Annotated in this window: 20 protein-coding genes and 1 riboswitch; of the genes, 9 read left to right on the forward strand and 11 right to left on the reverse strand. The window is 66.9% G+C overall.

Annotated features, from left to right (window positions below; translation table 11 throughout):
• The first annotated feature begins 6 nt into the window (after positions 1-6).
• From E3O25_RS09525 to E3O25_RS09540, 4 genes are read left to right on the forward strand one after another with little or no spacing between them, the layout of a single operon-like run.
• Complete coding sequence (locus E3O25_RS09525) at positions 7-327, forward strand: DUF6507 family protein (protein ID WP_092107494.1); 321 nt, start codon at positions 7-9, stop codon at positions 325-327.
• Positions 324-1,454, forward strand: coding sequence for a hypothetical protein (locus tag E3O25_RS09530; RefSeq protein WP_134361029.1), 1,131 nt, complete (start codon positions 324-326; stop codon positions 1,452-1,454). The genes E3O25_RS09525 and E3O25_RS09530 overlap by 4 nt, the downstream gene beginning before the upstream one ends.
• Positions 1,451-1,771 carry a hypothetical protein gene (locus E3O25_RS09535; RefSeq protein ID WP_092107490.1) on the forward strand — a complete coding sequence of 107 codons (321 nt, stop codon included), beginning with the start codon at positions 1,451-1,453 and terminating at the stop codon, positions 1,769-1,771. Before E3O25_RS09530 ends, E3O25_RS09535 begins: the two co-directional genes overlap by 4 nt.
• The gene (locus E3O25_RS09540; protein ID WP_134361030.1) at positions 1,768-3,006 is read left to right on the forward strand and encodes a hypothetical protein; all 1,239 of its coding nucleotides are present in this window, start codon (positions 1,768-1,770) and stop codon (positions 3,004-3,006) included. The genes E3O25_RS09535 and E3O25_RS09540 overlap by 4 nt, the downstream gene beginning before the upstream one ends.
• Positions 3,007-3,145: 139 nt before the next feature.
• Here the strand turns inward: E3O25_RS09540 and E3O25_RS09545 are convergent, their stop codons facing one another.
• Entirely contained in the window at positions 3,146-5,074 is a 1,929-nt protein-coding gene (locus tag E3O25_RS09545) for a primary-amine oxidase (RefSeq protein ID WP_134361031.1), read from the reverse strand.
• A 141-nt stretch (positions 5,075-5,215) separates the two neighbouring features.
• Between E3O25_RS09545 and E3O25_RS09550 the strand changes: the two genes are divergently transcribed.
• The 3 genes from E3O25_RS09550 to E3O25_RS09560 all read left to right on the forward strand — a co-directional run bounded on the left by E3O25_RS09550 (position 5,216) and on the right by E3O25_RS09560 (position 8,643).
• Positions 5,216-5,812 carry a TetR/AcrR family transcriptional regulator gene (locus E3O25_RS09550; RefSeq protein ID WP_092107484.1) on the forward strand — a complete coding sequence of 199 codons (597 nt, stop codon included), beginning with the start codon at positions 5,216-5,218 and terminating at the stop codon, positions 5,810-5,812.
• Positions 5,813-6,024: 212 nt separating this feature from the next.
• Positions 6,025-6,984: a helix-turn-helix domain-containing protein gene (locus E3O25_RS09555; RefSeq protein ID WP_241983959.1), complete on the forward strand. Its 960-nt coding sequence runs from the start codon at positions 6,025-6,027 to the stop codon at positions 6,982-6,984.
• Positions 6,985-7,137: 153 nt separating this feature from the next.
• Positions 7,138-8,643: an APC family permease gene (locus tag E3O25_RS09560; protein ID WP_134361032.1), complete on the forward strand. Its 1,506-nt coding sequence runs from the start codon at positions 7,138-7,140 to the stop codon at positions 8,641-8,643.
• 136 nt (positions 8,644-8,779) lie between these two features.
• On the opposite strand, the gene E3O25_RS09565 is transcribed toward E3O25_RS09560, so the two are convergent.
• Together E3O25_RS09565 and E3O25_RS09570 are read right to left on the reverse strand one after the other, a co-directional pair.
• Positions 8,780-9,703, reverse strand: a complete 924-nt coding sequence (locus E3O25_RS09565) for a DMT family transporter (protein WP_134361089.1) — start codon at positions 9,701-9,703, stop codon at positions 8,780-8,782.
• Complete coding sequence (locus tag E3O25_RS09570; RefSeq protein ID WP_134361033.1) at positions 9,700-10,659, reverse strand: aldose 1-epimerase family protein; 960 nt, start codon at positions 10,657-10,659, stop codon at positions 9,700-9,702. Before E3O25_RS09570 ends, E3O25_RS09565 begins: the two co-directional genes overlap by 4 nt.
• A 189-nt stretch (positions 10,660-10,848) precedes the next feature.
• Here E3O25_RS09570 and E3O25_RS09575 point away from each other — a divergent pair, with 189 nt between their 5' ends.
• Positions 10,849-11,391 carry a gamma carbonic anhydrase family protein gene (locus E3O25_RS09575; protein ID WP_134361034.1) on the forward strand — a complete coding sequence of 181 codons (543 nt, stop codon included), beginning with the start codon at positions 10,849-10,851 and terminating at the stop codon, positions 11,389-11,391.
• A 359-nt stretch (positions 11,392-11,750) separates the two neighbouring features.
• On the opposite strand, the gene E3O25_RS09580 is transcribed toward E3O25_RS09575, so the two are convergent.
• Together E3O25_RS09580 and glyA are read right to left on the reverse strand one after the other, a co-directional pair.
• On the reverse strand, positions 11,751-12,635 hold the full coding sequence (locus tag E3O25_RS09580) for a bifunctional methylenetetrahydrofolate dehydrogenase/methenyltetrahydrofolate cyclohydrolase (RefSeq protein ID WP_092107443.1): 885 nt from the start codon (positions 12,633-12,635) through the stop codon (positions 11,751-11,753).
• 238 nt (positions 12,636-12,873) lie between these two features.
• Positions 12,874-14,166, reverse strand: a complete 1,293-nt coding sequence (glyA, locus tag E3O25_RS09585) for a serine hydroxymethyltransferase (protein WP_277871551.1) — start codon at positions 14,164-14,166, stop codon at positions 12,874-12,876.
• 21 nt (positions 14,167-14,187) lie between these two features.
• Positions 14,188-14,276: riboswitch (ZMP/ZTP riboswitch) on the reverse strand.
• A gap of 197 nt (positions 14,277-14,473) precedes the next feature.
• On the opposite strand from glyA, the gene E3O25_RS09590 reads away from it, so the two are divergent.
• Complete coding sequence (locus tag E3O25_RS09590) at positions 14,474-15,643, forward strand: LLM class flavin-dependent oxidoreductase (protein ID WP_092107441.1); 1,170 nt, start codon at positions 14,474-14,476, stop codon at positions 15,641-15,643.
• A gap of 5 nt (positions 15,644-15,648) precedes the next feature.
• On the opposite strand, the gene mnhG is transcribed toward E3O25_RS09590, so the two are convergent.
• The 6 genes from mnhG to E3O25_RS09620 are packed head-to-tail and all read right to left on the reverse strand — an operon-like array spanning position 15,649 to position 22,014.
• A complete protein-coding gene (gene mnhG / locus E3O25_RS09595) occupies positions 15,649-15,993 on the reverse strand; it encodes a monovalent cation/H(+) antiporter subunit G (protein ID WP_241988557.1) in 345 nt (114 codons plus the stop codon).
• 49 nt (positions 15,994-16,042) lie between these two features.
• The gene (locus E3O25_RS09600; RefSeq protein ID WP_338419455.1) at positions 16,043-16,312 is read right to left on the reverse strand and encodes a monovalent cation/H+ antiporter complex subunit F; all 270 of its coding nucleotides are present in this window, start codon (positions 16,310-16,312) and stop codon (positions 16,043-16,045) included.
• Positions 16,309-16,902 (reverse strand): Na+/H+ antiporter subunit E, encoded by a 594-nt coding sequence (locus tag E3O25_RS09605; RefSeq protein WP_092107439.1) that lies wholly within the window; start codon positions 16,900-16,902, stop codon positions 16,309-16,311. The genes E3O25_RS09600 and E3O25_RS09605 overlap by 4 nt, the downstream gene beginning before the upstream one ends.
• The gene (locus E3O25_RS09610; RefSeq protein ID WP_134361035.1) at positions 16,899-18,503 is read right to left on the reverse strand and encodes a Na+/H+ antiporter subunit D; all 1,605 of its coding nucleotides are present in this window, start codon (positions 18,501-18,503) and stop codon (positions 16,899-16,901) included. The genes E3O25_RS09605 and E3O25_RS09610 overlap by 4 nt, the downstream gene beginning before the upstream one ends.
• Positions 18,500-19,036, reverse strand: a complete 537-nt coding sequence (locus E3O25_RS09615) for a sodium:proton antiporter (protein ID WP_134361036.1) — start codon at positions 19,034-19,036, stop codon at positions 18,500-18,502. The genes E3O25_RS09610 and E3O25_RS09615 overlap by 4 nt, the downstream gene beginning before the upstream one ends.
• Complete coding sequence (locus E3O25_RS09620; RefSeq protein ID WP_134361037.1) at positions 19,033-22,014, reverse strand: Na+/H+ antiporter subunit A; 2,982 nt, start codon at positions 22,012-22,014, stop codon at positions 19,033-19,035. Before E3O25_RS09620 ends, E3O25_RS09615 begins: the two co-directional genes overlap by 4 nt.
• Between the last annotated feature and the right edge of the window lie 32 nt (positions 22,015-22,046).

Raw genomic sequence — 22,046 nt, forward strand, 5'->3', positions numbered from 1 at the left:
GGAATCATGTCGCAGTCGTGGTCGATTGATTTACCCGAAACTCGACGCATTTTTGGTGCTGTCGCGGCAGAGTCCGCGGAGTTCGACACCGCAGCGACCGCGCTGACCAGCGAGCTGGCCGAGGCCTCGGCCGCTGCACCCGGATCGAGGACTGCGATGGCGCTGCTCGAGCTCGCCGAATCCCAACTGATGGTCAGCGTCGCATCAGCCAAGAGCCACCTCGAGTCGGCGACCTTTCACACTGCTGAGGCAGTGGATGCCTACGAACGCGGCGACCTGCAAATGGCCGAAGACAATCAGGGGAAACTCGACGAGGTAGCCCGATGACCACTTTCGTGCTCGAAACGCTGCCGGACGGAGCCGTGCTGGAAGGGCACGGCTCCGCTCTCGTCAAGTGCGCAGACACGCTCGCCGAATCGATGACCCGCGCAGAGGGACAGTGGGGTGGCATGTCGGCGGCATACCACGCTCCCGAAAGCGCAACGGTGTATTCGGCCCTGGCGACACCACGCTCCATCGTCGATGAGATCGGCCAGACCACTCGAAGCGCCCAAACGGCGCTCGACAACTACAGCGCAACGCTCTCCACCCTGAAAACACAACGCAGCAACCTCCTGCTGGAGATCACAGCCTTCGGAAATCTCGACGCCGAGGTCACCGTCGATTTCGGTCAGATTCGGTCGACCCTGCGGGCCGACGTCGCCCGGTTCAACGCCAATGCCATCGCCGCCGACGAGGAGTGCGCCTCAGCCCTCGGCACCCTGATGCGATACCAACCGCTCTGGGGCACGAGCGTTTTCGGCGCGGCCAACAGCCTGCCCGGAGGTGCGGTACAGGGCCTCGCGGCCGAGCTCATGGCTCGCTACCGAACCCTGTCCGTCCCCACCCCGGGCGCCGTTCTTCCCCTGGTCCTTCGCATCGACGCGATCGTGCCCGACGAGATCATCAAGGGGGTCGGCTACACGCGTCTGCCCAGCGGCCTCCTGGTGAAAGTCGGAACCCTGACGTCGCCACTGCCGACCACCATCCCCCTGAGTGAGGGCTGGCAATCCAAGCCCGTGCTGACGGGGGCACCCAACGCCTCCGCGCCGCCGACGTGGGCGCGAACCGGTGGCAAGGTTCTGGGCGTCGCGGGGGTCGGCCTCACAGTGTGGGGCCAGTACTCCGACCAGTACAACTCAGATCTCGAGGCGCACCCGGAATGGGACGACGGCGACCGTGTCGCCAGCGCGACCCAGAACGCCGTCATCGTCGGTGGAGCGAGCGCGGCCGGCGGCGCTGGCGGCGCCTGGGGCGGCGCACTGGCGGGAGCCGCCATCGGCAGCATTTTTCCAGGACCCGGAACGCTGATCGGCGGCATCGTCGGCGGAGTGATCGGCGGCGTTGCCGGCGGCTGGGGCGGCGCCGAAATCGGCAAGGGCATTAGAGACACGTGGAACGGATTGTTCGGATGAATTGGTCTCTGATCGGCATCGGGCTGGTCGCCCTGACCCTCGGCACCCTCGCCTACCGACGCATCTGGAGCAACTGGATCCGCCCAGTAACTCCGGGGCACTACGGCTACAGCGTGGGTTTCGGATTTATCTTCATGGGCTTCGCCGCGATCATCCTTTCGGCGACGGACTCCGCGCTGGCTGCCGATTCGAGGGCTCTCACCCTCGTTCTGTTCACCATCGGCTTTCTGAGCATGCTCACGTTCGCGATGTCCCTGTTCTGGCTGCCCCGCTTTCTGCTGCCAGGCTGGTTCAAGACCCTGAAGGGACTCGAATGACTTTCGCGAGCGCCACGCTGCCCGAGCTCGGCGGCTGGGAAAGCCGATCGAACGAGGGCGCCGAACTCGTGCTCGCCCTGACTGACACACCCACCGGTGCTTTTCGGCCCAATATCGTGCTCACCTCGACGCCGTCGACCGCACCGATCGAGGCCGCCTCCAGTGTCTCGATCGCAGCGATTCTCACCGACCATCCCGGTGCCCAGATCATCGCGGTCGACCTGTGGGCCGAGCAGGCGATCGACGGGCGCATGATCACGGCAAGCTACCCTGCCGGCGACCTGCAGATTGTCATCCTGCGCTGGATCTGGGCGACCGGTCTGCGGCACGTTCACCTCACGGCATCCGTTGCGACCCATCAGCTTCTCGCCTGCCAGCCGACGCTCTCGTACATTGCGACCGCACTCGAACTGACGGGGGAAATGAGCGCCACCCAGGTGAATACGGACGTCGCCCCGAAGCTCGACCTTACCGCCAGCGCGGCAGCCGGGCAGCCGCTCGAACTGCTCGAGCGCGTGCCGTCGTTTCAGCCGTACACCCCGCCGTCGCTGGAGATCTCCGTGGCGGCGCAGGGCGCGCTGCTCGCCGCCCGCACGACAGGCGCCCTGGCCCGGCGCTCCCCCGCCCAGCAGGAGCTGCGGGACAGCGGCCTGCTCGAAGGCCACAGCCGCCGGCTGAGTCCATTCGCCCTGCAGGTCGTCACCCACTGGGACTCCGGCATCCAGCTCGAGGCCAGCACCACACGCAGTGGGATCACTCGAAGCCTGCGCAGCTGGACGCGCGGCGAGTCCACCCTGTTCGCCTACTCGACGGCACCCCAGAACGAAATGGATGCCGGTGGTTTCGCTATCGAGATGCGGCCCGTCGGACAGACCGTCGACCTCATCCTGCGCTTTCTGGGCGTCGGGCCGATGTGGTCGCGTGCGATGGAGCCGGATCGGGTATCGGTCAGTGTGTTGCAGGAGCGCCTGGCAGCGGATGCTCTGACGCTGCCTTCGACGCCGGCCGGCACCAACGACGCTTTCGGGCGGTTCTGGAACCAGGAGTGGACCGAACTGCGGGTGCGTTCGGTGCTCTCGTCGATGCGTGCGATCAACACTCCATCGGCGGGTTTGCTCAACGTGGGGGCGCCGGAGTCTGTGTCGGGCGACGCGGTCTTTCCGATTACGACGATGCCGAGCTCTGCGTTTTACACGCACCTGCTCGCACTCTTCGAGACCGCACTGCGCGGCTGACCCACGCACCCACGACCATCTTTGGAAACTGAGCATGATCTATCGCGGACCCACTTTCCGGGCCCGGGCCCAGAAAGCACAGGACTACAGAACTCCCGCGCACGGATTCCAACGCGGACGGGTGGGGGCAGGGCGCGGGTCAGTGGCAGTGACCACCGGATGCCGGGGGCACGTTCGCCGGCACGTCCAAGACCGGGCTGCGGTCGAAGAAGCCGTCGGGACGCAGCTTAAAGCCCACGGTGTCGACCGGCATGATCGGCCAGTCCTCGACCCGGGGAAAGTGGGTCAGGCCGAAGGTGTGCCAGAGCACGATGTCTTCGCCGTCGATGTCGCGATTGGCCGCGATAAAGGCGGGAAGGCCGGCTCCTCCGGAGTGCTGGTTGACGAAGTCGCCGGTGGGATAGCGCTCGTTTTCGGCGAAACGGGTGACCCAGAGCCCCTTGGTGGCGAACGCCGCCCGCTGAGCGACCGACGACGCGGGGTCGGCGAGCAGCATGGGCAGCCCTTGCGGGTGCAGCTTGTAGGCCACGGGTTCGCCGAGGCGGTTGAGGGAATTGGGGTTGGAGACGTGCCAGGTGCGGCCGATGGAGGAATCCGCTTGTCTGACGCCCTCGGACTCGGTGGCGAGCACGGTGCGCTGACGGGTGAACGCGTTGCCGCGCTCGTTGCCGGGGCCCATCGGAACGCGCACCACGTCTTCTTCTTCGACCCGGTTGGTGTCGCCGTCGAGGGCCATGTCGAGACGGGCGCTGAACAGGTGCTGGTGAAAAGGAGCACCGAGTCCTGGCGCGATTTCGGAGGCGTATGGATAGCCCTTACCGGCGTAGGCGCTCGTGAAAACGACGCCGGTGGCCTTAGCCTCGAATTCGATGGTGCCGTCCAGGTAGAGGTACCAGTAGAAGCCGTAGTCGTAGTTGCCCACGGTGGTGAAGAAGGAGATGACGAAGCGGCGGTTGCGGCGGGTGTATTCGATGCCGCTCCAGAGGTCGCTGTGCTTGGCGAGGATGCTCCAGTCTTCTTCGTGCATGCAGATACCATTGCGAATCTCGCGCGGGTTGCCGAAGCCGTCGGTGATGACCGGGCTCAGGTAGGTGATTTCGCCGAGGCAGTCACAGCCGAGTTCGAGCGAGTTGGCGTACTGGCCCACGAGGTATTCGCCGGTGTCGAAGTAGTTCTGCCAGGATCGCACCGGGGCCGGGTCGCCGTAGGGCACCACCATCTCGGCGATCGACGCGCGACGGATGATGGACCGCGTCTGGTCGCCGTCGCGAAAGCCGATATTGTGCAGCACGACGCCCTCGCGCACGTCGAAGCCCACGTCGAGGCTCCACTTCTCCCACTCGATGTGGTTGCCGCCGGTGACCGTGAAGCTCACACCCTCCGGCTGGGTGATGCTGATCGGTTTGAGCGTCTCACGCAGCGGCCCGGTAAGAGCAGGATCGGTGTAGTTGCCGTGTTCGGCCGGAACGGGCACGACACCGAAGTCGAGCACCTGGTCCACGGTCTTCGCGACGATGTCGACGTAGGCGACGAGGCCGTCGATCGGGTGCGCCCAGGCACTGTCCTCCGGAAAATTCTGCACAAAGGCCAGGCCGCGCAGAATGCGGTGACCCTTCTCGTTCGGGTACTCGAACACTCCGGCCGAGAGGGGTGCGACGCGCACCTGGGCCACGTCGATTCCGCGGGCCGCGAGCGCGGCGAGCCAGCGGGCATCCTCGCGCAGCAGCTCTTCGACGGCGCCGAACTCTTCTTCGAGCACGGGCAGTTCGCCGCTGAGGGCGGTGTCCAGTGTGACGCTCGACTCGATTGTGCCGTGGGTGGCCGAGACGACCACGTCGGTGGGGGCGGCACCCGCCACGTCGTGCAGGAAGACGCGAAAGCGACGGTCGGTTGCGCTCGAGCCCCGGGGCGGGTCGAGCAGGCCAAGGTAGGCGACGCGAATGGTGTCGCCGAACAGTCCGGCATCGGCCAGAATCGTGCGCACGCTCTGCAGCTCTTCGGCGGTGGGCAGCGCGAAGGCGGCCTGAGTGTTGGCGGGCACAGTGTCAGCGGTCTCGGCGGTGAGCATTGCTTCTCTTTTCGGATCGGCCCGGGATACGTCGGTGTGACCCCGGGGAGTTATTTCCTATGGTTGTAGAATATAAAGCCATCACGTTGGTGGTGGCAAGCGTTTCGCGAATCTTTCTGGCAAGCTGAAGCGGGAGGACCCATGCCGAAAGTCGTCGATCACGACCAGCGTCGCGTCGAGCTGGTCAATGCCACCTGGCGCATCATTGCCCGGCACGGCATCGAGGGTGCGACCATGCGCGAGATCGCCACCGAGGCCGGATTCGCCAACGGTGCGCTCAAACCCTATTTCGGCACCAAGGACGACCTGCTCACCTTCGCCTTCGGCCACGTGTTCAGCCAGACCAACCGGCGCATCGAGCGCTCGACCGCCGGTCTGGCCGGCCTCGCCGCCGTGCGCGCCTACTGCCACGAGATTCTGCCCCTGGACGAGACGCGGGTGAGCGAGGCGCGCATCGTTATTCCGTTCTGGCAGAAGGCACTGACCAATGCGGCCAAGGCGCAGCTGCACGATGAGTCAATGCTGCAATGGCGCCTCGCCCTGCTCGGGCACCTGGCCGAGGCACGAGCCGCGGGTGAGGTGCACACCACCACTACCGACACGGATGTTGTCGGTCACCTCATGAACGTCGTGCTCGGCGCGCAGATCACCGCGGCGCTCTCCCCCGACGAGCATGCCCCCGAGCAGCTCGTGGCGCAGCTCGACGGGTATCTGCGGTTACTCGCCACCGGCGACTAGCCGGCACTCCTCCCGCGAAAGCGACAAAATTGTTGCTTCACGGGTGCTGAAGCAACCTACTTTCCGCTCTCGCGGATCGTTGGGCTATTTTCGCCGAGTGTTGAAAAAAGAATGACAGCGAGCGCGCCAAGGGCTACATTGGCTGCAGACGATCATGAAACGCCCCTGAGGGCCAATCTGGTCAGGACCCGGCAAAGGAGCTGCTCGTGACGCTGACGGTTGTGAACTCCCTGGCGCAAGCCGTCCCGAACGACACCGTTCGTTGCGTGGTCGCCGATTCCTTCACCCACTGGCGCACACTCGTGTCGCAGTCGTTCGTTCCCCTCGAGGTGCGCAGCGCCTCTCGAACCTTCCATGGCACTCTGCGTTCGCGCGTGCTCGACGAGCTCTCGATCGTCGAGGTCAGCGCCAACGGGCACCAGGTGGTGCGCACACCCACGCTGATCGCGGCATCCACTCGGCAGTATTTCAAGCTGAACCTGCAGCTGTCCGGCACCGGCCTGCTCGTGCAGGACAACCGTGAGGCCACCCTGCGCCCCGGCGATCTGGCCGTCTACGACACGAACCGACCGTACACGCTCGAGTTCGATCAGGACTTTCGCACCCTCGTACTCATGTTCCCGCACGATGTGCTCGACCTGCCGGCCGATTCTGTCGGCCAGCTCACCGCTGTGCGCCTGCCCGGCGACGCCGGACTCGGCCGCCTGATCAGCCCGTTCATGGTGCAGCTCGCCGAGAACCTCGACGTGCTCACCGGCGCGAGCGGGCACCGCCTCGCCTATAACGCCGTCGACCTGATCGCGACCATGTTTGAGAGTGAGCTGAACCTGCGCCGCGATAAGGGCGCGCACGGCGACCTGCTGGGGCGCATCCGCTCGTACGTGGATGCGCATCTCGGTGACCCGGAACTCTGCCCGGCGAGCATCGCGGCCGCCCACTTCATCTCAACCCGGCACCTGCACAACGTGTTTCACGAGGCCGACAGCACCGTGGCGAGCTGGATCCGCAGCCGCCGTCTCGAGCACTGCCGCCGCGACCTGCGCGACCCCATTCTCAGTGATCGCTCGGTCGGCACGATCGCCGCCCGCTGGGGCTTCGTCGACGCCGCCCACTTCAGCCGCATCTTTCGCACGGCCTTCGGCGAGACGCCGAGCACCTACCGCCGCGTCTAACCCAGCATGGGGCCCTTCGACACTGCGCCCTTTGACAACTCCGGTGCCGCAAATGGCAACCGGCTCGGCCTGAAGATTGCCACGCTGTGAGACATACCTGAAGAGGATGCCGTCGCATCCGCTCGCAGACCTCTTACTCAACGAGGAGTAACCATGACCCAGACCAAACCCGCTTCGACGAGCGCACCGGAAACCGCCCTGCACAAGGGGCGGCTCGGCGTTCTCGGAATCGTCTTCTTCGTCGTCGCGGCCGCGGCCCCCCTCGTGGGGATGACCGGCGCGGTACCGGTGGCGATCGTGCTCGGCAACGGTGCGGCCGCTCCCGGCGCCTACCTCATCGTCGGGCTGACCCTGCTCGTGTTCAGCGTCGGCTACGCCGCAATGAGCCAGCGTGTCACCAACGCCGGCGCCTTCTTCGCCTACATCGGCCGCGGCCTGGGCCGTCACCTCGGCACCGCGTCGGCGTTCGTGTCGATCCTCGCCTACCTCGCCATTCAGCTGGCGATCTACGGATTCTTTGGCGCCCTCATGGCCGGCCAGGTGGGCGTACTTCCCTGGTGGGCCTGGTCGCTCCTCTCCTGGGGTGTCGTCACGCTGCTCTCCCTGCTCAGCGTCGACGTGGGCGCCAAGGTGCTCGGCGTGCTAATGCTGCTCGAACTGACCGCGCTCGTGGTCACCGCGGTCGCCGTTCTCATCGACGGCGGGCCGGAGGGGCTGAACTTCTGGGCCTCGTTCAACCCCGCCGCCATCGTCGCCGGCGGTCTGGCCGGCTCGGCGGGCATCGCCTTCGCGTTCGCCTTCGCCTCGTTCATCGGATTCGAGGCCACCGCCATCTACGGTGAAGAGTCCAAGGACCCAAAGACCGTCGTTCCCCGCGCCACCTACCTCGCCGTCGTCGTCATCACCGTTTTGTTCGGCCTGACCGCGTTCGCGATGGTGACCGGAATGGGAGCATCGACCGTGGTCGAGAAGACCGTCGAACTGTCGACGGTTGCCGGCGTCCCCCTGGCCGACCCGGCCGCTGTCTTGTTCGCGCTGGCCACCCAGTATGTCGGCCCGTGGATGGCGACTCTCATGGGCATTCTGGTGCTCTCGAGCCTGTTCGCGGGGCTCCTGGCCTTTCAGAACGCGTCCAGCCGCTACCTGTTCGCGCTCGGTCGCGGCGGCGCGCTGCCCAGGCCACTCAGCAAGGTCAACGGCCGCGGCGCTCCGAGCACGGCCTCGCTCGTCACCTCGGTGATCACGGGCATCGTGCTCGTGGTGTTCGCGGTGTTCCAGCTCGACCCGGTGCTCAACCTGTTCTACTGGTTCAGCGGCCTCGCAGTGATCGCGATCGTGCTCATTGAAATTCTGGTGAGCGTGGCGATCATCGTGTACTTCCGCCGCAACGCCGGCGCGGAGAACGTCTTTCAGACCGTGATCGCCCCGGTGTTGGCGACGATCGGCCTGCTGCTCGGCGAATACCTGCTGATGAGCCGCTTCGGACTGCTGGCCGGCACCGTGGCCGACGGCGTCGACCCCACCACCACCTCGTGGGGCCTCAGCACCATCGGCTGGGTGCTCGTGGCCCTGCCGTTCGTGCTGCTGATCGGCGGCTACATCTTCTCCCGGATGCAGAACCACGAGAACGACGACCTCGTGCGAGACGTGCTGTCGTAGAGCGGGCATCCGCTTCGCGAGCCGTGCGTCCCGAGCTGTGAGTTTTGGTCGCCGAGCCGTGGGTCTCAGGGTGATTTGAACGATTCAACGCCTCGAAACTCACGGCTCGGCGCGCGCGGCGGGTCGAAACGGATGCCTACCCGCCCAGCCGGTGGCTCGCCTCGATGCGCTGGCCCCACAAGGTTCCGAAAATGATGAGCACTGCCCCGGCGGCGCCGATGAGGCCAAGCGTCTCACTGCCGAGCGACACCCCCACGAGCACCGCCCAGATGGGTTCGGTGCCCATGAGCAGGCTGGCCCTGGCCGCCGAGGTGCGCCGGATGGCCCACATCTGGGCCAGGAATGCGAACACGCTGCAGGCCAGACCGAGGTAGAGCACGCCGATCCAGGCGGCGAGGTTGAAGGTCGTGACGGCCTGAACGAGGCCGGGCACGTCGAACGCGGTGAACACGACCGCCCCGACCAAGGCCTGCAGCAGGGTGAGCGTGATGGTGCTGTCGCTGCGGCCGCGCATGAGGTGGCCCATCATGGTCACGTGCACGGAGCGCACGAGCGCCGCCGCGAGAATGAGCAGGTCGCCCACATTGGGCTGCGCGAACCCGTTGCCGGAGACGAGCAGGGCCACGCCGACCACCGCGAGCACCGCGGCGATGAAGAACGGTCGCGGCAGCCAGCGCCGGGCGGCGACCGACTCGAGGACCGGGGTCATGATGATCGTGAGGCTGATGATGAGCCCGGCGTTCGTGGCCGAAGTGAACGCCACGCCCTGCGTCTCGAGCCAGAGAATGCTCGCCTGGGTCACCCCGAGCAGCACGCCCACCCTGAAGGCCCGCCGTGACGGCAGCCGTTCGCGCCGCACCACCCAGACCATCAGCAGGGCGACCGCCGCGACGAGAAAACGCAGCGCGAGCACGGCCACCACGCTCGCCTGCTCGGTGAGCACCTTCGCGCTGAGGTAACTGCCGCCCCAGACCACCGCCACGAGCAGCAGCACGAGGTCGACCCGGTAGCGCCCGATGGCCTGCGGCAGCAGCGCCGGGCGGGTGTGGATGCCCGTCATCGGGTCGGTGAACTGACCGACCGGTCGAAACCGGCGTGACGGATGCCCCAGCGCACCGCCCACTGCTCCCCCGGTTGCACCCAGTGCAGGCCGGCGCCGGAGTTGAAGGCGTTTGCCGGGGCCGTCATCGGCTCGATCGCGATGGCGAGGCCCTTGACGGGCTCCGCAGCGCTTTGCGTGAGGGGAAAGATGTGGGGAGTGAACACCTGCACGTAGCGCATGGTCTCGTCACCCCAGAGGGTGAGGCACCGGCCATCCGGGGCGGTGAGGGTGTGCTCGCCGGCAGGGCCGACACCGCCGAAGCCGTCGTCGAGGTCGAGGTCGCCGACCTTGACTCCCGCGCGCAGGTCGAACCGGGTGCCGTCGACCGGGCCCTCACCAATGGGGTTGAGCCGATCGTCGACGTCGATGTGGGTCGCGGCATCCACGCGCAGCACCAGGTCGCTTGTGGGCACGTCCCCGATTTTCAGAAACGGATGCGCCCCCACCGCCACCGGCGCCGGCTCGGCTCCCACATTGCGCACCCGGTGTGTGACGTCGAGCCCCGCGGCCGTGAGGGCGTAGGTCACCTCGGTTTCGAGGTGAAAGGGGTAGCCGGACTGCGGAAAAATGGTCGCGGCGAGCGTCACCGTGTCGCTGGTTCGGAACACCACCCGGTAGGGCGCGAAGCGCAGCAGCCCGTGGCTGGCGTTGTGTTTGCCCGGCTCGGTCAGAGCGAGCTGCCGGGTCACGCCGTTCTGGGTCCATTGGCCGTCGCGAATGCGATTGGGCCAGGGCACAAGCACGATTCCCGCCGCCATCGGCGGTTGAACGAGCTCATCGAAGGTCTCCACCAGATCTATGCCGTTCAGGGAATACACTCGCAGGCCGGCTGCAACCTCGGTCACGACCACCCGGGCCGGGCCGCTCGGGGTCTGTAAGGTCAGTTCGTGTTGGGTTCCGGTGGGTGCGTGCATCCGCCCAGTGTATTGCGGGGTCACGGCTTGGCCAGGCCGGGGCAGCGCGCACCGGCTCCGACCGCTTGGGGCATCCATGAACGCCTGCGGTGCAGACCACTGCGCCGTGCATTGAGGGCGCGACCGTGCGAAACCGTGCGGCCGGCTCAAGCCGGGCGACAGCATCCGCTCGACGCTAGGCTGACGCGTATGACTGCTGAGCGCGCCACCCGAATCATCGTCCTGCCGAACACGCCGGCTCCGAGCATCGCCGAGACCGCGTTCGTTGCTCCCGGCGCGGTGATCGTGGGCAACGTCACCCTCGCCGACCGGGCCAGCGTCTGGTACAACTCCGTGCTGCGCGCCGAGCTTGAGCCGATCACCATCGGCGCCGGCTCCAACCTGCAGGACAACGTCTCCTGCCACGTCGACACCGACTTTCCCCTCACCCTCGGCACCGGCGTCTCGGTCGGGCACGGCGCCGTGCTGCACGGCTGCACGATCGAAGACAACGTGCTCGTCGGCATGGCCGCAACCATTCTGAACGGAGCCGTCATCGGCACCGGATCGCTCGTGGCTGCCGGAGCCGTCGTACTCGGCGGAACGGTCGTGCCGCCCGGCTCGCTCGTGGCTGGTGTTCCCGCCAAAGTTCGACGTCCGCTGACCGACGTCGAGATCGCCAGCATCCGGCACAACGCCGAGAACTACCTCGAGCACACCGAGCTGCACCGCGCCGCCCTCACCCAGCCGTAGTATTCCGGCGCGGGCGGCTGCCCGCCCGGCCCGCCACTGCCCGCCTCCGCCCGGCGCCCGGTGGCTAATTCAGGAGATCGGTGGGGCGATGTCTCCCGGCACCCGAATTCGTGCGGGTGCGCTCGCCCCTGTCCGGGGGATTTCCTGAATACGCCACGGGACCCGCGGGGGCGGGCCGTCTGCGGCGTGGGCGCTCTCGCACTTCCGTACGGGTCTATCCGGTGGCTAATTCAGCAAAATCTGCGGCCGGCCCGAACCACACGCCCGAATTCGCCGGTATCCGGTCAGCCGGTACCGGGGATTTCCTGAATAAGCCACGAGGAACCGGGCGCGGCCCAGAACGGGCCTGAGACGACCCGCTAGGCCAGCAGGGTCTGCTCGGCGGCCTTGACCACGTTCGAGAGCAGCATGGCGCGGGTCATCGGGCCGACACCGCGGGGGTTCGGTGAGAGGTGCCCGGCGACTGCGGCGACGTCAGGGTGCACGTCGCCGATCAGACGGCCCTTGCCGGTCTCCTCGTTGTGCACGCGGGTGATTCCCACGTCGAGCACGGCGGCGCCCGGCTTGATCCAGTCGGCCTGGATGAGGTGCGGCACACCGACGGCGGCCACCACGATGTCGGCGCGGCGCACCTCGCCGGCGAGGTCGACCGTGCGCGAGTGGGTCAGAGTGACCGTCGCGTCGAGGCCCTTGCGGGTGAACAGCAGGCCGAGCGGGCGCCCCACGGTGAGGCCACGGCCCACGACGACGACCTTCTTGCCGACGATCGGCACAGAGTAGCGGCGCAGCAGCTCGACGATTCCGGCCGGGGTACACGGCAGCGGTGACCGCAGTTCGCCCTCAATGCCGAGCACGAGGCGGCCGAGGTTCGTCGGGTGCAGACCGTCGGCGTCCTTCGACGGGTCGATGAGCTCGAGCATGGCGTTCTCGTTGTGACCGACCGGCAGCGGCAGCTGGATGATGTAGCCGGTCACCTCACGGCTGTTATTGAGGTCGCTGATGGCGGCGCGCACGTCGGCGCTGGTCGCCGAACCGGGCAGGTCGATGCGCAGCGATTCGATACCAACCTCGGCGCAGTCGCGGTGCTTGCCCGCAACATAGGTCTCGGATCCGGGGTCGTTGCCCACGAGCAGGGTGGCCAGGCCGGGTACCACGCCGTGGGAGCGCAGGGCGGCGATGCGGTCCCGCAGCTCGGTCTTGATGTCAGACGCGGTCTTGACCCCGTCGAGTGTGATTGCCGTCATCGTGGTTCCCTACTGTTGTCTTTCGGTTCTGTGCTGTACTTCGGTGCCGTCGTCCTGTTCCTGTTTTCCGGGCCCGGGCCCAGAAAGCAGGCCCAGGTTGTAACCTGGGCCCAGTTGCCGGGCCCGGGCCCGGTCAAGTGCGCAGACAGGGAACCGTGCGCTGCAACCGCACGCGCGCAGCCACGCGTAAACGGATGCCGCCGGCCCGGCCGGCTGGCGGCATCCGTTTTCGAGAAAGTTACTGCTGCAGCCCGTCGTACAGGGGAAATGCCTGGGTGAGCGCGCCGACACGGGTGCGGAGCGCGGCACGGTCGGCGCCGGGCTTGAGGGCCTCGGCGATGACGTCGGCGACCTCGGTGAACTCGGCGTCGCCGAATCCGCGGGTGGCGAGGGCCGGCGTGCCGATGCGCAGGCCGGAGGTGACCATCGGCGGGCGCGGGTCGAACGGAACGGAGTTGCGGTTCACGGTGATGCCCACCTCGTGCAGGGCGTCCTCGGCCTGCTGGCCGTTGATCTCGGAGTGGCGCAGGTCGGCGAGCACGAGGTGCACGTCGGTGCCGCCGGTGAGCACGTCGATGCCGTGGGCACGCGAGTCGTCGGCGGTGAGGCGGTCGGCGAGGATGCTGGCACCGCGCAGGGTGCGCTCCTGCCGTTCCTTGAACTCTGCCGTCGCGGCGAGCTTGAACGCGGTGGCCTTCGCGGCGATCACGTGCATGAGCGGTCCGCCCTGCTGGCCGGGGAACACGTTGCTGTTGAGCTTCTTGGCCAGGGCCATGTCGCGCGACAGGATGAAGCCGGAGCGCGGGCCGGCCAGGGTCTTGTGCACGGTGCTCGACACGACGTCGGCGTACGGCACCGGCGAGGGGTGCAGGCCGGCGGCGACGAGTCCGGCGAAGTGGGCCATGTCCACCCAGAGCAACGCGCCGACCTCATCGGCGATGGCGCGGAAGGCCTCAAAGTCGAGGTGGCGCGGGTAGGCAGACCAGCCGGCGATGATGACCTTCGGCTTGCTCTCGAGGGCCTTGTCGCGCACGACGTCCATGTCGACGCGGAAGGTCTCCGGGTCGACGCCGTAGGCGACCGGGTTGTACAGCTTGCCCGAGAAGTTGAGTTTCATGCCGTGGGTGAGGTGGCCGCCGTGGGCCAGTTCGAGGCCGAGGATGGTGTCGCCGGGCGTGGCGATGGCCGAGAGCACCGCGGCATTCGCGGTGGCGCCGGAGTGCGGCTGCACGTTCGCGTAGGCGGCGCCGAAGAGCGACTTGGCCCGGTCGATGGCGAGCTGCTCGGCCACGTCGACATACTCGCAGCCGCCGTAATAGCGGCGCCCCGGGTAGCCTTCGGCGTACTTGTTGGTGAGCACGGAACCCTGCGATTGCAACACGGCGCGCGGAACGAAGTTCTCGCTCGCGATCATTTCGAGGTAGTCGCGCTGGCGGCCGAGCTCCTGCTCGAGCACGGCGGCGATCTCGGGGTCAACGACCGAGAGCGGTTCGTTGAAAGTCGACTTCAGGACGGTGGCGGAATCAGGCACGGAGTTCTCCTTATATATGGATGTTGCGGCCCAGGCGTGCGGCCACTAACCGTGTCAGTCGCTCCCCGATGGTGACCCATCTTCGTGCTACGCCAGTTGCGACTCGTTCAGCATATCAGCGGATGCCGCCGGCCGCGATCGCGGCATCCGCTCACCTCGCGGCACTCGGATGAGAGGTTGGCACTGGTTGCAACGCGTGCCATCCTCTCAAACACGTGCCACGAACCGCGCATGGCCGGGAATAGACGCAGCAGATCGTCCGTTAGGCTAAATATACATGCAGACGCATTGAATTTTGGAGGCTGAGATGCAGTTCGGAATCTTCACGGTCGGAGACAGGACCACCGATCCCACCACGGGTAACACCCCGACCGAGAACGCCCGAATCAAGGCCATGGTCGCCATCGCGCAGAAGGTCGAAGAAGTGGGACTCGACGTTTTCGCCACCGGTGAGCACCACAACCCGCCGTTCGTGCCGTCCTCGCCGACCACCATGCTCGGATATATCGCCGCGCAGACCTCCCGCATTACTCTCTCCACCGCCACGACGCTGATCACCACGAACGATCCGGTGAAAATCGCCGAGGACTACGCAATGCTGCAGCACCTCGCCGACGGCCGGGTGGACCTCACGCTGGGCCGCGGCAACACCGGTCCGGTCTATCCGTGGTTCGGCAAGGATATCCGCGAGGGCATCCCGCTCGCGCTCGAGAACTATGCCCTGCTGCGCCGGCTCTGGCGCGAAGAGGTCGTCGATTGGGAGGGCCAGTTCCGCACTCCGCTGCAGGGGTTCCAGTCCACCCCCCGGCCGCTCGACGGCGTGCCGCCCTTCGTCTGGCACGGCAGCATCCGAAGCCCCGCAATCGCCGAACAGGCCGCGTACTACGGTGACGGATTCTTCTCGAACCACATCTTCTGGCCCGCCTCGCACACCGCGAAGATGGTGCAGTTCTACCGCGAGCGGTTCGAACACTACGGCCACGGCACCGCCGCCCAGGCCATCGTGGGACTCGGCGGCCAGGTGTTCATGAGCAAGAACTCGCAGGACGCCAAACGCGACTTCCGCCCCTACTTCGACAACGCCCCGGTCTACGGCAACGGCCCGAGCCTGGAAGACTTCACCGCGCAGACCCCGCTCACCGTGGGCAGCCCGCAGGAAGTCATCGACCGTACCCTCGGGTTTCGCGACTACGTCGGCGACTACCAGCGCCAGCTCTGGCTGATGGACCACGCCGGCCTGCCCCTGAAGACCGTGCTCGAGCAGCTCGACATTCTGGGCGAACAGGTTGTGCCCGTGCTGCGCCGGGAATTCGCGAAGAACCGCCCGGCCGACACACCGGATGCCCCCACTCACGAGTCCCTCCGCCTCGCCGCGCATGCTCCGGCGGCCGCCGCCGCTGTGCTGCACGACGACCTCGACACCGCCGCGGCCATCGCGCCGACCCAACCCGACGCCTCCTTCCGCCGGGTTCAGTAGCCGGCTCATTGCTCGGCGCGGCGGCCCTTGAGCTCGTCGACGATGAGCAGATCGGGCCGCAGGTGCTCGGTCGCATAGGCGGCTCGGCCCACGAGGTGGGCGGCCATCGGCGCGGTCAGCGCCTGAAAAACCACGATGGCGACCACCAGCGTGACGGTGCCGACCGAGAAATTGTTGATCGCGACGTCCGCTGTCACGGCCATGAGACCGAAGATCTGCGGCTTGGTCGCGGCGTGCAGGCGAGATAATACGTCAGGAAAGCGGATGAGCCCGATTCCGGCGGCGAGACACATGGCGGCCCCGGCCAGCACGAGAATGGCCGTGAGCACATCGTGCAGCACCCCGCTCACGCGCACGCCTCAACAAACGCCGCAGAACCCATCAGAAGCAGCACCCCGCTCACGCGCTGTCCCGAGCGGGCAGAAAGCGGGCGACGCTGAGCGATCCGAGCACCGCGAACAGGGCCAGAACGAGCAACACGGGCAGGGTGTCGGTATGCCGGTTCAGGGCCATCTCGGCGGCGAGAGCGCAGATGATCGTCGCGACGAGCACGTCCGAGGCGATGACCCGGTCGAGAACACTCGGTCCGACGACGATGCGGTACACCGAGAGCAGCGCACCGATCCCGAACATGACCGAGGCGACCACGGCCACAATCTGCAACATCATGACTGTCCCTTTCTCATCAAGCGGGCTGTGCGCCGATGTGCGGGCAGCACCCCGCGCATCCGCTCGACGTCTTCGCGTGAGCCGAACCCGCGCACGATGCGCCGCTCGGTATCGAGCACCCGGCGTCGAAAACTCTCGATGTCGCCGGCGCTGTGCATATTGAGCACGTGCAGGTACAAAACAGACGATTCCCGGTCGATGTCGACCACGATCGAGCCGGGCACAATCGAGGTGGCCACGGCGGTCCAGGTGAGAATCAGGTCGCTGCGAGAGCGCAGCCGAATCTCCAGAATGGCGTTCGAGGTGACCAGTCGGGGCTTCACCGCGAGCCAGGACACGTCGATCGACGCCCGCACGATATCCAAAATGAGTCGCACGAAGAACACCACGGTGTGCAGCGGATGCACCCGCCCGCTCAGCTGCACCGGCACCAGATAGAACGCCACGGTCACGACCAGGCCCACGACAAGCCCGACCAGCAGGTTGAGCCAGGAGAATTCGCCCCAGAGCAGCATCCACAGCACGATCAGGGCGATCAGCGGCGGGATCTGGTTGCCGACCGCTTCAAGGCGCTCGTGGGGCGTGGTCATTTCGAACCACCTTCGAAGTTGGTGCCGAGGTTGCTGTCGGCGATCGACCCGGTGCCGTTCGGGAACACGGCGTCGATGTAGGTCGACGGCGAGCTGATGTTGCCGGCCGCCCGGGTGGTCAGGTCGAAGATGGGCCCGGCGAACACGGTCAGGCCCAGGGTCAGCACCAGCATGCTCGTGGTCGCGCCGACCATGAGCGGGGAGATCGTCTTCTTCAGCACGATTCCCTCGTCTTGCGGATCCTCCACGAGCGAGGCCGACATCGACGAGGTGTAGTTCTTGACCTGCTTCTTCGGCCGCCAAAATGCCATGTTCCAGGCCCGGGCCAGGGCGTACAGGGTCAGCAGCGACGTGAGCGCCCCGACGCCGATCAGCACGTAGATGATCGGGTCGCCAACGATGGTGCCGGCCTGAAACAGGGCGATCTTGCCGAGAAAGCCGGAGAACGGGGGGATGCCGCCGAGGTTCAGCGCACCGAGGAAGAACAAAATGGCCACGAGCGGCGACGACCCCAGCAGCCCGCCGAGGCGCGACAGCGAGGTGGTGCCGCCGACCCGGTCAATGAGCCCAGCGGCCAGGAACAGGGTGGTCTGCACGGTGATGTGGTGCACGACGTAGAAGATCGTCGCGGCGATGGCAAGCGGGGTGCCGATGGCGATGCCGAACAGCATGTAGCCGATGTGGCTGACCAGGGTGAACGACAGCAGCCGTTTGATGTCGGCCTGGGCGAGGGCGCCCAGAATACCCACGAGCAGGGTCAGCCCCGCCACGATCATGAGTGGCATCGAGAACTGGTTGTCGGGAAAGAACAGCGTCTGGGTGCGCAGGATCGCGTACACACCGACCTTGGTGAGCAACCCGGCGAAAACCGCGGTGACCGGTGCGGGTGCGGTCGGGTAGGAGTCCGGGAGCCAGAACGACATGGGGAACACGGCGGCCTTCACCCCGAACGCGATCAGCAGCAACAGCCCGAGGATCAGCTGGATGTCGGCGGGGAGGTCGGGCATCCGCTCGGCGATGAGGGCGAGGGTGACCGTGCCGGTGGCGCCGTAGATGAGGGCGATTGCGCAAAGGAACAGCAACGACGAGACCAGGCTCACGACGATGTAGGTGATGCCCACTCGAATGCGAGCGCCGGTGCCACCGAGGGTGAGCAGCACGTAACTCGCCGCGAGCAGCATCTCGAAACCGACATACATCGTGAACAGGTCACCGGCGACAAAGGCGTTGAACAGCCCGGCCGCCAGCACAAGATAGGTCGGGTGAAAGATCGACACCGGGGTTTCGGTATCACCGTCGACGATGCCCTGGCCCACGGCGAACAACAGCACGCCGAGCAGCATGAGCGCCGAGATGAGCAGCATGATCGCCGAGAGTCGGTCGACGATGAGTACGATCCCCCACGGCGCCTCCCAGTTGCCGACCTGCACCACGGCCGGGCCGAAGCGGTCGACCATCACGAGCAGCACGGCGCTCATCACCGTCGCCGCGGTGAGGCTCAGCACACTCACCAGCACCTGCAGGCGGCGGCGGCCGAGCATCAGGGCGATCGCCGCACCGAGCAGCGGCAGGCAGACAATGAGGGGAACGAGGGCGGTCATCGCTTCTCCTCCCCGTGACGAGGCGAAGCGGATGCGGCGGCGCGGCCGGCAGCATCCGTTTTCCTCGCAGCGGTGTCTTCGTCGCTCGTGGCACCGTCGCCACGCTCGAACTCGTCGAGCGATTCGGCGATGGCGTCGTCGTCGTCGGAGGAGGAGCGGAACGCGTCGTCGGCCTGGTCGGCGCTCTCGGCGGCGTGCTCGTCGGTGAGGGTGTCGCCCTCGTCGCCGAGCTGGGCCAGCCACCACGAGCGGTAGATGAGGGCGAGCAGCAGAGCGGTGATGCCGAAGTTGATCACGATGGCGGTGAGCATGAGCACCTGCGGAATCGGGTCGACCATGTCGCCGAGGCTCGTGCCGGTCACGATCGGCGAGCTGCCTGGACGGCCGCTCATGATAAAGATAAGCAGGTTGGTGGCGTTGCCGACGAGCAGAAAGCCGATCAGCACCCGGGTGAGGCTGCGTTCGAGCATCACGTAGACGCCCGCGGCGTACATGACGGCCATCAGAACCACGAGGGTGAGGGAGGCGCTCACTGGGCTCCTCCGTTCGGGGTCTCGTGCAGGGGGCGGATGCTGAGGCCGGCGGCCGTGTCAGTGGACGGCTCGACCGGCTCCGGCTGCGGGCCGATCTCATCGGCCTCGCTCTGCCGGTCGATCTCGCTGCCGAGGCTGCGCAGAATGTCGTAGGTCAGGCCGATGACGACGAGGTAGACGCCGATGTCGAAGATGGTCGAGGTACCGAACGACAGGTCGCCGAGCACGGGCACGGTCGCCGTGAAATAGGCCGATTCGAGCGGGATGCCATCGAAGAACAGCGAGACGACGGCCATGCCGACGGCGAGGATGACGCCGAGACCGAGGATCTTGCCCGGGTCGATCGGGGCCGCTTCGCTGAGCTCGTAGCGTCCGCCGGCGAGATAGCGGGCCACGAGGGCCAGGCCGGCGAGCAGTCCGCCGGCGAAGCCGCCGCCGGGCAGGTTGTGGCCGGCGAAGAGCAGGTAGATCGACACGATCATGGCCGGGTGAAACAGCAACCGTACGAGCACTTCGATGAGAATCGACCGGCTGCGCGGGTCGTTCTTGCGCCCGGCGAGCAGAAAAGCCTGCCGGGTGACGGCGTGGCCCTCGCTCGACACCTCCGGGTCGGCGACGACGCGGCGCCGGTTGGCGACCGAGCGCAGGCTGCGGGATTCCTTCAGCCTCGGCACGACCGCGTTACGACCCGAGACGAAGAGCAGGCTCGCGACGCCGGTCGCCACCACGATGAGCACCGACACTTCGCCCATGGTGTCCCAGGCCCGAATGTCCACGAGCATCACGTTGACGATGTTGTCGCCGTGGCCGTTCTCGACCGACAGGCGCGGCAGGGCGCCCGCGATGCTTTCGAAGTCGCGCGCACCGAGCGCGATGAAACCGATTGTGCCCATGACCAGGCCCACGAGGCTGCCGATCAGCAGGCGGCGTTTAGGGCGCACCGGCTTGTTGTGCTGGGCGATGTTCGCCGGCAGCCGCCGCAGCACGAGCACGAAGATCACCAGGGTGATCGATTCGACGAGCGCTTGGGTGAGGGCGAGGTCGGGGGCGCCGTGAAAGGCGAACAGGACGACGAGGCCGTAACCGGTGACGCCGGCCAGGATGACGGCGGTCATCCGCTGCCCGACCCGCGCCGCCATGACCGCGCAGGTGGCCATGATCAGGGCAATCAGCACCTGGCCGGGGTAATCCCAGAGCACGATCGAGTCGGGCCAGCTGCGGTTGACGAAGGCCGCAAAACCGAGGGCCACCACGAACACGCTCAGAATGGTGCCGAGGTACTGCGGCAGGCCGCCCCGCTGGGCGAAGTGGGTGACCCGGGCGGCGACGCGATCGACGGCGCGAATGGCCTTGCCGTAACCGCGACCGGCGTCGATGTAGTCGGGCACCCTGGCTTGCAGCTTCGACACCCCGCGGCGGGCCCGGAACAGAAGCGCCCCGAGCAGCAGCACGACCGCGCTGAGGTACAGCGCCGGCTCGAGCCCGTGCCAGAGCGCGAGGTGGTACGGCGGTTCGGTGATGCTGCCGGTGCCCGGCACGGTGTCGGCGTACGGCGCGAGCAGCGGGTCGAGCACCGAGGCGAACAGCCCGAGGCCAATCGTCACCACCGTCAGCACACCGGGGGCGAGCAGGGTGTCCCACGGGCTCGCATGCAGCACGGTGTTCGGCTGCTGCTTGCGGGTTCCAAAAGCTCCCCAAAAGAAGCGGATGCTGTAGGCCACCGTGAGCACCGATCCCACGGCCGTGCCGATCAGGGCGACGTAGCCCCAGCCGGATCCCCCGACGCCGGCGTCGAGTAGCGAGGTGAACACGGCTTCCTTGGCGACGAAACCGAACAGGGGCGGCAGGCCGGCCATCGAGGCGACCGCGACGAGCGCGATTGCCGCGAGTGCCGGAGCGCTGCGGCCGACGCCGCTGAGCCCCCGCCAGTCCCGGGTGCCGGCCCGGTGATCGATGACACCGACCACGAGAAAGAGCGTGGCTTTGTAGAGGGCGTGCGCGAGCAGCAGGGCGGCTCCGGCGAGGGCGGTGTCGCGGGTGTTGAAACCGATCGCGATCATGAGAAAGCCGAGCTGGCTGACGGTGCCGTAGGCGAGCAGCAGTTTGAGGTCGTACTGGCGCAGCGCCCGCCAGGCGCCGACGACCATGGTCCAGACGCCCAGGGTCACGAGCACCGGCAGCCAGCCGTCACTGTCGGCGTAGCCGGGGGCCAGTCGGGCGACGATGTAGATGCCGGCCTTGACCATGGCTGCGGCATGCAGGTAGGCACTGACCGGGGTCGGCGCGGCCATCGCGGCGGGCAGCCAGAAATGGAAGGGCACGAGCGCCGACTTCGACAGCGCGCCCACCAGAATGAGCAGCACCGCCCAGGTTCCCATGGCGTCGGTCACCGGGTTGGCCACGATGTAGGCCAGGCTCGTGGTGCCGGAGGCGACGGAGATCATCACGACGCCCACGAGCATGACCAGGCCGCCGAACGTCGTCACGATCAGCGCCTGCAGGGCGGCGCCGCGGCTCTCTCGTTTGTGGGTGTAATGCCCGATCAGCAGGTAGGAGAGCACACTCGTGATCTCCCAGAACATGAACATGATCACGAGGTCGTCGGCGGTGACCAGGCCGTACATGGTGCCGGCGAAGGCCAGTAGCAGGGCCGCGAACCGGCCCAGGCTCGGTTCGTCGTCGGTGAAGTAGCGGGCGCAATACACGAGGACCAGGGCGCCAATGCCGGTCACGACGAGGGCGAGAAGCCAGGCCAGGGTGTCGACCCGAAAAGAGAGACTGATGCCAAGCTGCGGGATCCAAGGGATCGACTGGGTCACAGCTCCGCCGGCGGTGACCGTGGCGGTCTGGGTGAGCGTGTACACGAAGGCGCCGGCCGGCAGAAGGGCGATCAGGTAGAAGACGCGGGTGCCCAGATACCGGGTGAGCCACGGCGTGAGCACCGACACAGCGATGAATGCGAGGAGGAATGAAACCATGCGTCCTCCAGGCTTGTCAGGTCGGGGTGTAA

This window comes from Cryobacterium sp. TMT1-3, from assembly GCF_004402315.1.
In the GTDB taxonomy this organism is placed as follows: domain Bacteria; phylum Actinomycetota; class Actinomycetes; order Actinomycetales; family Microbacteriaceae; genus Cryobacterium; species Cryobacterium luteum.